This is a genomic window from Mesorhizobium sp. B4-1-3, from assembly GCF_006439355.1.
Lineage (GTDB): Bacteria > Pseudomonadota > Alphaproteobacteria > Rhizobiales > Rhizobiaceae > Mesorhizobium.
The window spans coordinates 186,167-197,247 of the sequence record NZ_VFTG01000003.1 but is presented as its reverse complement, the minus strand read 5'-3'; the positions used below and the strand labels follow the sequence as shown (position 1 = coordinate 197,247).

Genomic DNA, 11,081 nt, shown 5'->3' with positions numbered 1-11,081 from the left:
CAGCAGGATTTCCTAAGCTTCCGGATTGGCCGCGATCTCCTCGCGGCGGCGCGCGACATAGGCGTCGAGCGCCTCGCGGATCGCGGGGTCCATCACCGGTTCCTCGTAGTCGTGCAGGGCCTGCTGCCAAAACTCGGTCGCGCGTTCGAGCGCGTCCTTGCCACCGGCTTCCTGCCAGGCGCCGTAATTCTGCCAGTTGGAGAGCATCGGCTGGTAGAAGGCGGTGGTGTAGCGCGACATGGTGTGCTCGGCGCCGAAGAAATGGCCGCCGGCCGGCACCGACTTGATCGCTTCGAAGCCGAGGTCGTCCTCCTGGAAGGACAGTGGGCGCAGGAACTCCATCATGTTCTGCAGGATCTCGACGTCCAGCACGAGCTTTTCGTAGGAAGCGGTGAGCCCGCCCTCCAGCCAGCCGGCGGCGTGGTAGATCAAATTAGCGCGGCCGAGCACCGCGCCCCAGGTCGCCATCTCGGTCTCGTAGGCGGCTTGCAGGTCGACGACGTTGGAGGCGTTGGCATTGGAGGTACGGTAGGGCAGGTTGTAGCGTCGCGCCAGCTGGCCGGCGATGATGTTGGCCTTGGCGTTCTCCGGCGTGCCGAAGGCCGGCGCGCCCGACTTCATGTCGACATTCGAGGTGAAGGCGCCATACATCACCGGCGTGCCGGGGTTGACGAGCTGCGTCAGCGCGATGCCGAACAGGGCTTCGGCATTCTGCTGGCAAAGAGCGGCGGCGAGCGTCACCGGCGTCATCGCTCCCATCAGTGTGAAGGGCGTCACCGTCACCGGCTGGCCGTGCTCGGCCATGGCGATCAGGCCTTCGGCCATGGCGTCGTCGAACAGGCGCGGCGAGTTGATCGAGATGATCGTCGTGACGCCCGGCGAGGCGCGCATCTCCTCGACGCTGATGCCACGCGAGATTGCCATCATGTTGATGCCGTCCATGGCTCTCGCCCGGCCGATCGCAGTGCAGTGGAAGGAGAGATCGCTCAGCGTCAGATTGGCATGGTAGGTGTCGAGATGGCGCGCATTGGCCGGCAGTTCCATCGGCGCCACCACCTGGTTGCCGATGATGTGGATGGCGTTGAAGTGGTGCGCCAGCCGGATGAAGTTCTGGTAGTCGGCAAGGTTGCCCTGGCGGCGGCCGTTGATGCGGTCATGCACATTGGGCGGACCGGCGACCAGCCCGAAGACCAGCGAATTGCCGCCGAAATGGACCTGCTTGTCCGGATTGCGGCTGGTCAGCGTGAAGGAGGAGGGCACGTTGCTCAGAGCTTCCGTCACGATGCTCTCGTCGATGCGGATGGTCCGCTCCTCGCGATCGACGATGGCGCCGGCCTTGGCGAACAGGTCCATAACCTTTTCGCTCATGACGCGGATCCCGAGCTCCGACAGGATGCGCATCGAGGTCTTGTGCAACTGCTCCATGCGCTCATCGTCAAGGAGCTGCATAGGCGGGTAGGGGTTCTTGACGCTTTGCCACGGCAGCTGCGTGATGCCGCCGCCACCGCGCCCGAGCCTCGATCTGCGGCCACCACCGCGCCTGTCCTGTGACATAGCATTCCCCTTCGATTCTTGTTCGCGCAATTCCGGACGGAAAACCGCAGCACTTTTCCTGGAATTGCTTTCAGTAGCCGCGCTCCGGATTGACCACATTCTCCAGCGGCTCGCCGCGGCGGTAGCGCGCCAGATTGTCGGCGAACATGCGCGCCGACTTGATGTCCCAGCCATCATAGACCGCGGCGCAATGCGGCGTGACGGCAACATTGTCGTAGCCCCAGAGCGGATGCTCGGCCGGGAGCGGTTCGGTCGCGAAGACATCGAGCGCCGCGCCCTTGATCCGCCCCGCATCAAGCGCGGCGAGAAGGGCCTTTTCCTCGATGACGCCGCCGCGCGAAATGTCGATGAGAACGACGGACGGCTTCATCGCGGCAAAAGCGGCCTCGCCAAGCAGGCCGCGCGTTGTGGGCAGCAGCGGCACGCAGCAGACGATGAAATCGGCGCGGGCAATCAGTGGCAGCAGCGCGTCGGGACCATGCACTTCGTCGAGCGAGGGCATCGGTTTCGGTCGCGCGCGAATGCCCAGCGTGCGCATGCCCATCGCCCGCGCACGGCGCGCGACGGCCTCGCCGGTCTTGCCGAGGCCGAGGATGAGAATGGTCTTGCCCTCGATCGGTTCGACACGGCCGCCGCCCCATTGGCGGGCCTGCTGCCGGCGCTCGAAGCCGCGCAGGTCGAGCGAGAAGGAGAGCATGGCGCCAAGCGCGTATTCGGCCAGCATACCGGCGGCGACGCCGGCCGAATTCGTCACCGTCACATGCGCGGGATCCCAGCGCCCGAGATGGTCGGTGCCGGAGCCGCCGATCGAAATCCATTTCACCGTCTGGCTCTCGACGAGGGCTTGGCGTGGGTAGCGCGGCGTGCCGTCGAAGCGGATCGAATAGACCACTTCCGCGGTGGTCCGCTCGATCAAAGCGGGGAGGCCGGCATAGGTGTCGCAGGCATGGACCTCGAGATCCGGGTGTGTATCGGCGAGCACGGCAAGCGCGCCGGCAGGCTTGTCGGTGTGCAGGATGACAATTGGGCGCGCCGACATTGCGACCTCAGCTATGGCCGATATGGTCGGCCGCGCTGCCAAGGGCGGCAAGCAGCGCCTGGCCGTTATCCAGCGTCGCGTTCTCATGCGGCGCGCGCAGGTTCAGCCAGCGTCTGTCGCCGGACTTGACCGCAAGCACGGCCTTCATCGCCGGGATCAACCCGGCATCCTGGATTACCTTGCGGAACGCCTTGATGGCGGCATCCGCCTCGGCGACATCCTCGCCCTTCTTGGCCGCGTCATAGAGACGGCGGATGGCGGCGGCGTTCAAATTGACCGTCGCCGAGATGCAGCCGGCCGCGCCGCTGGCAAGACCCTTGGTGAGCTGCGCCTCGGAGCTCGGGAAGACCGAAATACTGGGCGCGGCGGCGATGACGGCGGCCGTGTTGTTCCAGTCGCCGGCGCTGTCCTTGTAGGCGACGATGGTGTCCGGGAACGCTTCGCTCAGCCTAGCCGTGAGCGCAGGGCTGACCGGCACGCCGGAGTTCTGCGGGATGTGGTAGAGGATCACGCGCATCGAAGGTTTTGCCACCTTCTCGATCAGCTCGCCGTAATAGCGCGCCTGACCGTTGTCGCCGGCGCCGGTGTAGAAGAAGGACGGCAGCACCATGACCGCGGCGCAGCCGAGGCCGACGGCGTGGGCCGACAATTCGACCGTTTCGGGAAGCGCGGTGACACCAGTGCCGGGCATCAGCCGGTCCGGCGCGATACCGGCCTCGACCAACCATTCCAGCGCCTGCATGCGCTCGCGCAAGGACACCGACAGCGCTTCGCCCGTCGTGCCGAAGGGCGAGAGGAAATGCGCGCCTTGGCCGAGCACCCATTTGGCGTGAGAGATCCAGAGATCGCGCGCGATGCGGCCATCGTCTTCGAACGGCGTCAGGATCGGGGCGATGGTTCCTTGGGGGCGGGTCATGAATGTCCTCTGTGCTGATCTGTGTGGCCGGCTATCGCCGCGACGGCGCGGGCGAAGTAGGCCGAAGCGGTGATGTCGAAGAGTATGTCGAACCCGGCCGGCGAACGAAACGTCACGGCTTCGATATGGCCGACGCGCGTCTGGGCGATATCGTCGGCGCCGAATTTTTGGGGCCTGAGGTCCAGCGCGCAAAGCGCGCTCATGGCTTCGGCAAGGCAAGGACCGGAGAGGCGTATCCATGCCCAGCCTTCCTCGCGCCATGACGAATAGCCTTTTGGCGCCGCCGCGGCCTGCCAGGCGGTTTTGACTTGGGCGAGCGTCTCAGCCGCACTCTCCGCGAGAAGCAGGATGTCCTCGTTGCCGAGGCGCAGGACCCGCATGCCGCGGTGGTCGCCGATGCGGTTGACAGCCGGCACCGTACCGCCCTGCGCGGCGAGCCAGGCGGCACTGCCGCCGCCCTTCAAGCCAAAGCGCGGGCGGTCCGTGAGGTCGCTCAACACGATCGCGCCGGAAATCAGCTTCGTGCCATCGGCCGCGCCGCCAGGCATGAAAGGATAAATGCGAGTCGCTAGGCCGGCGGCCATCTAGATCTCCTGCCGCGCGTTGGTCGGATCGAAGAAGGCGTGGGCGACGACCGGCGCCTCGACCGGCTCGCCATTGCGGCACTTCACCGTCACGCGGCTGCCTTCCGCCTGGTCGTCGACATGGACATAGGCGAGCGCGATGTGGCGCCCAAGCGACGGCGAATATCCGACTGACGTGATCTGGCCGACAGGTGCGCCGTTGCGCAGCACCAGACAGCTTTCGCCGGGAATGTTCCTGGCGCCGGCGGGGTATTGCAGGCCGACCAGCTTGCGGGTCTGGCCGAGCCTTGCGCGCATCTCGATGGAGCGCTTGCCGACGAAGAACGGCTTCTTCTTCGAGACCGCCCAGCCGAAGCCCAATTCGTCGGGCGTGGTGATCGCATCCGTGTCCTGGCCGATCAGGATGTGGCCTTTTTCCAGACGAAGGATGCGCGAGGCTTCCAGGCCATATGGACGCAAGCCAAGCGGTTTGCCCGCGGCCATCACCGTATCCCAAAGCGCAGGCGCCATGCTGGAAGCGCAGTGCAGTTCATAGCTCAGCTCGCCGGTGAAGCCGATGCGCATCACGCGGACCGGCACCCCGGCGACGGTGCCTTCGCGGCCACTCAGATAGGGGAATGCGTCGCGGCTGAAGTCGATGTCGCTCTCCAGCGCTTCGAGCACCTGGCGCGCCTTGGGTCCGGTGACATTGAGGCCTGAGAACGCGCCGGTGAGGTTGAGGACGTCGACCTTCAGTCGCCACTCGGCATTCCAGAATAGCATGTCGGCATAGACGCGCGCGACGGCGCCGGTGGTCGCCGTCACATAGAACTGGTCCTCGGCCATCCTGTAGGCGACGCCATCGTCGATCACCGAGCCCATCTCGTTGAGCATCAGGCAGTAGCGGACGCGGCCTATCGGCTGGTTGGCATGCGCCATCGTGTAGAGCCGGTCGAGAAATTCGCCGGCGTCCGGTCCGCGGATCTCCAGCTTGCCGAGCGTCGAGACGTCGAGCAGGCCGATGCCTTCGCGCACGGCGAGGATTTCCTGGCGCACCGCTTCCCGCGCGCTGCTTGCGTCACCGTAGTAATAAGGCCGCCACCACGCGCCGACCGGCTTCATCGCGGCGTTCAGCGCGACGTGCCGCGCATGCAGCGCCGTGCGGCGCTCCAGCACCTCGTGATGGCCGGCGAGCACGCCGAGCGTTTCCGGCCCGACAGGAGGCCGCGCCGTGGTGATGCCGATTTCGCCGACCGTCCGGCCGGTCGCCTCGGCGACGATGCGGGCAGTCGCCAGGGCCGAATGGCGTCCCTGGCTCGGGCCCATGCCGACGGTGGTGAAACGCTTGACGAGCTCGATCTCGCGATAGCCGTCCTTGGTCGCGTTCTGCAGATCCTTGACCTGCAGGTCCTCGTCGAAGTCGACGAAGTCGCGTCCCTTGGGGTTGGCGGCGATCGGCTGCACATAGCGGGGACGAGCGGCCTTTGGACGGGCTACCGGAGGCTCATCGGCGACTGCATGGCCGAGTCGCGAAAGCGCGGCTGCCGCCGCGCGCTGGCCATTGGCGATGGCATCCTTCAACTCGTCCGCGCCGGCAACTGCGCCGGCGAGATGGACGGGACCTTTCGGCAACGTGATCGTCATCGTTTGCATGCCGGCGTCATAGCCGACCTTGCCGCCGGCCTGACACGGCAGTTGCCACGCCGGCGCCTGGCCGATCGAAACCGTCAGCAGGTCGCAGGCGATCCAGTTCCCGCCGACACGGACGCCGACAAGGTGGCGATTGCCGAGCGTGCCTTCGGCAGCCTCGACGCTTGCGCCTTTACGGATGGCGACGCCCTTGCTGCGCAGTTCAGCAGCCAACGGGCCAGCGTCACCGTCCGATCTCGGATCGACAAGCTCGACGACCGACACACCTGCATCGAGCAGGTCGAGCGCCGTCCGGTAGCCGTCGTCATTCGCGGCCAGAACCACCGCGCTCTGACCGGGCCGCACGCCATAGTGCCGGATCAGGCGCTGAGCGGCGCTGCCGAGCATGATCCCCGGCAGGTCGTTGTTGCGGAAGACGGCGGGCTGCTCGATGGCGCCGGTCGCCAGGACCACTTCGCGAGCGCGCGTGCGATGGAGGCGATCGCCCTGGATCAGCGGCAGCCAGTTGTCTTCGTACCAGCCATTGCAGACGGTGCCGGTCAGCACCTTGAGATTGGGCAGCGCCGCCAGCCGCGACGACAGACCGGAGAGAATGGCCGGATCGTAGCGGCCATAGCCCAGCGCGCCGCCGATCTCCGGATTCTCGTCGCACAGCACAACATCGGCGTCTGACTCGGCAGCGGCGATCGCCGCGCTCAATCCCGCTGGCCCGGCGCCGACGACGAGCACATCGCAATGCAGATGCGTCTTGTCGAAATGCCGGTGCGGAGCCTTGGTGTCGACGACGCCCAGGCCCGCCTTGCGGCGGATGATCGGTTCCCAGAATTTCAGCCAGCTGTCGCGGCGCGGACCCATGAAGGTGCGGTAGTAGAAGCCGACCGGCAGGAAGCGGCCGAGGCTGTCCATGACGGCATCGCGGTCGCGCTCGAGCGAGCCGTTGACGTTCTGGGCGCTGACCCGCAACCCTTCGCTGATCGGCGTACGCTCGGCGGCGGCGTTCGGTTCGGACGGAAGCTGCACCAGCGCGTTGGCGTCGGCCCCGGCCATCGACAGGATGCCGCGCGGGCGGTGATATTTGAACGAGCGCGACAGCACCCACTGACCCGATGCAGCAAGCGCGCTGGCGATGCTGTCGCCTTCATAGCCTTCGAAGGGTTTGCCCTCGAAGGTGAAGCGGACAGGGCGGCTTCGATCGATCCGGCTTCCGAAAGGGGGTGGCAGCCGGTTCATGCGCGGTCCCGCAGTTGGGATGCGTCGAAGGTGCGGATGATCTCATTGCTGACGAGATCGCGCTCGGCCAGGAAGAAATAATTGCTCGGCACGTGCCGCCACCACTCGACCACTATGCCTTTGCGGTTTTCGGCGCGGAACAGATGCCGCGACCATTCCCTGTCGGCGGTTCCGTCCGGATCGGGCCGCGCACGCACCGGGCCGAAGGACTGGAACTCGTCGATGTTGCGCGGGCCGTTCATGGGGCAGGTGAGCAGTTTCATGGATCAGTGGCTCGCAGCCGTTGCGCCCATTTCATTGAGCAGCCGGAAGGTTTCGAAGCGCTCCAACGCAAATGGCTTCAGGATGTCGGGCACGCGGCCCTCGGCGATCGTCTGCGCCATGCGCTTGCCCGCGACGGGCGTCGCCTTGAAGCCCCAGGTGCCCCAGCCGCAGTCGAGCCAGAGATTGGTAAGCGGGCTGGCGCCCATGATCGGGCTGTAGTCCGGCGTCATGTCGGTGATGCCGGCCCATTGCCTCAGCAGCCGCACGCCTTGCAGGAAAGGGAAGAGGTGGACGGCGCCTTCGGCGAGATGCTCCTTCATGTCGAGCGTCGAGCGCGTCGAATAGAGCTGGTAGGGATCGGAGCCGCCGCCGATGACGACCTCGCCGCGCGAGGACTGCACCAAATAGGTGTGCAGCGACACCGACGAGACCAGCGTGTGCAGCCATGGTTTCAGGGGCTGGGTCACCATCGCCTGAAGCGGATAGCAGCGGATCGGGAGCTCAACGCCGGCCATCAGTGCCACGTCGTAATTCATGCCGCCGGTGGCGATCAGCACCTGCCCGCAGGCGATGCGCCCCCTGTTCGTCTTGACGGCCTGGACGCGGTCGCCGACGGCCTCGAAGCCTTGCACCTCGGTGCGCTGGTGGATCTCGACGCCACGCCGCGACGCCTGGGCGGCGTAGCCCCAGGCGACGGCATCGTGGCGCGCCGTTCCGCCGTCGGCATGCCAGAGTCCGCCGATGATTTCGAGAGGACCGCCATAATCCATATTCAGCAGCGGACAGAGCTCCTCGACGCCTTTCTGGTCGACGACCTCGGTGCGCGTGCCCATGTGCTTGCCCATTTCGGCGCGCATGTGGAAGCTGCGCATCGTCGCCTCGCTATGCGCCAGCGTCAGCTGGCCGCGCTGCGAGAACATGACGTTGAAGTCGAGCTCTTGCGAGAGCCGCTCGAACAGCTCGACGCCTTCCTTGTAGAAGGCGATGCCTTCCGGTGTGATGTAGTTGGAGCGGATGGTGGTGGTGTTGCGCGCCGTGTTGCCACCGGCAAGATAGGCTTTCTCCAGCACCGCCACACTCTTTATGCCGTGGTACTTTGCAAGATGATGCGCGCAGGACAGTCCATGTCCGCCGCCGCCGATGATGACGACGTCGTAGGCCGGCTTCAGCTCGGGCGTGGCGGGGATGTCGCCGCTCACCGGATAGTCCCTGCTGAGACCGTATTTCAGGAGCCTGAAAGTCATTGCGGGATCAGCTCGAAACCTTGGGAGGATCGTAGAGCAGCGCAGACAAATCGGAGAAGCGGCTGTCGCGATCGTCGAGCGAAAGCACCGCGTCGCGGATCGCAGCGGCGCGGCCGGCTCCGACCACGGGGGCCGTGAATTCCATGTATTTGGCCTCGACGTCCTGCTTGGGCATCGGCGCTTCAGGGCCGCCGCGCGCATGCACGTCGCCCGATGCCAGCACGCGTTCATCGTTGGTCGTGATGACGACGTCGGCCCAGCGGCCAGCCGGGAAGCGGGCGCTGTGGCGCTCGGTTTCGGTTACCGTGATGCGGGTGAGCATGTCGGCGACCGCGGCGTCGGCGAGGCCGGCGCCGGAAATATGCTCGAGCCCGATACGCCGGTGAATGATGAAGGTCGCGACGGCGAAGCGCAGGCTGTACTGCGCCTTCGAGGTGGTGTCCGGCATGCCGTCGAACAGCGTCGCCGCATAGTGGAAGCTGTTGACCTGGACATGGGCGATGTCGGACGGGGCAAGGTTATGCGCCAGGCAAAGTCCGCGCACGGCATCGATCGCCGCATGCGCCCAGCGGCAGATCGGATAAGGCTTCACATATTGATGCAGTGACTGCCAGAAGACGCCGAGATCCTGCCAGTGCGCCGCGACATCCGGCGCCTCGACTGTGATCGCCGGCGCGCCGGTGAAGCCGCGTTCGGCAAGCACGGCAGCCGAAAGGCCGATGAGAGCGCCGAGGCCGGAGCCGTCATGCAGCATCGTCGGCGTGGCGATCTCGCGCATCATCTGGCTGCGCGGGCCGTGATACTCGGCAACGCCCAACGCCTCGCGCAATTGTGCTTCGTCGAGCCGTCGCAAGCGTGCCGCCACAGCCGCCACGCCCAGGGCGTTCCAGGCGCCGGAGGTATGATAATCGCTGACCGTCGCATGCAGGGCGATGCCGGCCCGGCCGGCGACTTCGTAGCCGACGACCAGGGACGCCAGCGCTTCGGGCCCGGTGAGATCGGGCCTCGCTTCGGCGAGCGCTGCCAGCGCCGGCACCACCGCCACGCCGATATGGCCCTTGGTGGGGCTGTAGCCGTCATGGCCATCGAGATTGTCTGTCTGCGTGGCAACGGCATAGGCCGCGCCGGCGATGCTGGCGCGGCGTCCGTCGAACAGCATGCGGGCCGAATAGTGCGGATCGCTCGAACTATAGAGCAGCACGGCGGCGTCGCGGGCGATGCGGCCTGCTTCCATCGGTCCGGCCGCGACGGCGATGCCCAGCGTGTCGAGCAGAAGATAGCGCGCCTGTTCGAGCACCGGTTGAGGGAAGACGGAAGCGGGGCGCCGCAGCACGAAATCGGCAAGGCGCGTGAATGTGTCGGAACTGACGACAGGCCCCTCACGCCGGTACGACGGCACAGCCACGCGCTTCTCTCCCCTGTCTCTTCACAACATCAATAAATTGGGTTCATCGCGCAGGCACGCGATTAGTTTGGCGGCTTTGGCCAAAAATATTGATGCCATGTCGCTGGTCTGCGATTGATTGGCCAATTGCCCATGCGATAGCTGTGGCGACTGTGGAACAGGAGACCGGGATGAAGCCGCCGCCCCCCTTGAACTATATCCGCTCGTTCGAGAGCTCGGCCCGCCATTTGAGCTTCACCACGGCGGCCAAGGAGCTCGGCTACACGCAGGCCGCGGTCAGCACGCATGTGCGCGCGCTCGAACATTATATCGGCCGGCAATTGTTCATCCGTTATCCGCGCAGCCTGAAGCTGACCGAGATGGGCGAGGCGTTCCTGCCGACGCTGCGCCAGGCGCTGGACCAGATCGACCAGGCGACCGAGGCGATTGTCGCATCCTCGCGCAATCGCACGGTGGTGGTCTCGTGTCCGATGAGCCTCGCTGAGAACTGGCTGGCTGGCTGCATGGCAGCGTTCCGCAAGAAGCATCCCGAGATCGAGATCGTGCTGCACGGCACGATCTGGGAGGACTTGAGCGAGCAGATCGCCGACATCACCATCTCGACGCGGCGTTTCGACGACCGGCCGCCTGCGGCGACCCCGCTCTGGAACGAAGAACTGGTGCTGCTTTGCGCCCCCTGCATGCTCGAAGGCGAGCATGCGCTGAAGACGCCGCAGGACATGCTCAAGGTGGACTGGATCTTCGTGCATGGCCGCCAGGAATACTGGCAGGTGGTGACCGAGGCGCTTGGCGTCGACTTGGAGGACCATGACAAGGGTCTGTCGACCAATGCCTCCAACATCGCGCTCGAGCTTGCCGCGATGGGGGCGGGCCTCGTCGCCACGCAGCGCTCACTCGCGCATGCCTATATGCGACGCGGGCTGCTCGTCGAGCCGTTTCCGGTACGGCCGCCAAGTCCCTGGAATTACTATCTGACCGAGAGCCAGCTTTCGAAAGGAAACATCGCCCGCACGGTCAGGGAATGGATCCTTTCCAGGGCCAGGGAAGACGCCGCGCGACCGTAGCGCCATCACGCCCCTTCAAAAATTGACGGGCCAATGGCATCGTTTTTTTAGGTCTCAAAGGCCGCGTTTCTGCGGTTTGTAACCGTTCGAGCCCTTCCGGGATTTTTGCATCGCCCCTAACATGCTGAGCCGCAAGGGGAATGTAACGGGCG

The 11,081-nt window shown here is 65.7% G+C and carries 9 protein-coding genes; 1 reads left to right on the top strand and 8 read right to left on the bottom strand.

The genetic code is table 11. The features are described from left to right. Positions 1 to 12 precede the first annotated feature (12 nt). The 8 genes from FJW06_RS05790 to FJW06_RS05755 all read right to left on the bottom strand — a co-directional run bounded on the left by FJW06_RS05790 (position 13) and on the right by FJW06_RS05755 (position 9,865). Positions 13 to 1,554 carry a trimethylamine methyltransferase family protein gene (locus FJW06_RS05790; protein ID WP_140749286.1) on the bottom strand — a complete coding sequence of 514 codons (1,542 nt, stop codon included), beginning with the start codon at positions 1,552 to 1,554 and terminating at the stop codon, positions 13 to 15. A gap of 70 nt (positions 1,555 to 1,624) precedes the next feature. Further along, positions 1,625 to 2,593, bottom strand: coding sequence for a D-2-hydroxyacid dehydrogenase (locus FJW06_RS05785; protein ID WP_140749283.1), 969 nt, complete (start codon positions 2,591 to 2,593; stop codon positions 1,625 to 1,627). Between the two features lie 7 nt (positions 2,594 to 2,600). After that, positions 2,601 to 3,509, bottom strand: coding sequence for a dihydrodipicolinate synthase family protein (locus tag FJW06_RS05780; protein ID WP_140749280.1), 909 nt, complete (start codon positions 3,507 to 3,509; stop codon positions 2,601 to 2,603). Continuing rightward, positions 3,506 to 4,093 (bottom strand): hypothetical protein, encoded by a 588-nt coding sequence (locus tag FJW06_RS05775; RefSeq protein WP_140749277.1) that lies wholly within the window; start codon positions 4,091 to 4,093, stop codon positions 3,506 to 3,508. Before FJW06_RS05775 ends, FJW06_RS05780 begins: the two co-directional genes overlap by 4 nt. Continuing rightward, positions 4,094 to 6,952: a 2Fe-2S iron-sulfur cluster-binding protein gene (locus FJW06_RS05770; RefSeq protein ID WP_140749274.1), complete on the bottom strand. Its 2,859-nt coding sequence runs from the start codon at positions 6,950 to 6,952 to the stop codon at positions 4,094 to 4,096. After that, on the bottom strand, positions 6,949 to 7,215 hold the full coding sequence (locus tag FJW06_RS05765; protein WP_140749271.1) for a sarcosine oxidase subunit delta: 267 nt from the start codon (positions 7,213 to 7,215) through the stop codon (positions 6,949 to 6,951). The genes FJW06_RS05770 and FJW06_RS05765 overlap by 4 nt, the downstream gene beginning before the upstream one ends. 3 nt (positions 7,216 to 7,218) lie before the next feature. After that, positions 7,219 to 8,460: an FAD-dependent oxidoreductase gene (locus tag FJW06_RS05760; RefSeq protein ID WP_140749268.1), complete on the bottom strand. Its 1,242-nt coding sequence runs from the start codon at positions 8,458 to 8,460 to the stop codon at positions 7,219 to 7,221. 7 nt (positions 8,461 to 8,467) lie between these two features. After that, entirely contained in the window at positions 8,468 to 9,865 is a 1,398-nt protein-coding gene (locus FJW06_RS05755) for an MmgE/PrpD family protein (RefSeq protein WP_246674535.1), read from the bottom strand. Between the two features lie 170 nt (positions 9,866 to 10,035). On the opposite strand from FJW06_RS05755, the gene FJW06_RS05750 reads away from it, so the two are divergent. Beyond that, positions 10,036 to 10,929: a LysR substrate-binding domain-containing protein gene (locus tag FJW06_RS05750; protein WP_140749265.1), complete on the top strand. Its 894-nt coding sequence runs from the start codon at positions 10,036 to 10,038 to the stop codon at positions 10,927 to 10,929. The last annotated feature ends 152 nt before the right edge of the window (positions 10,930 to 11,081 follow it).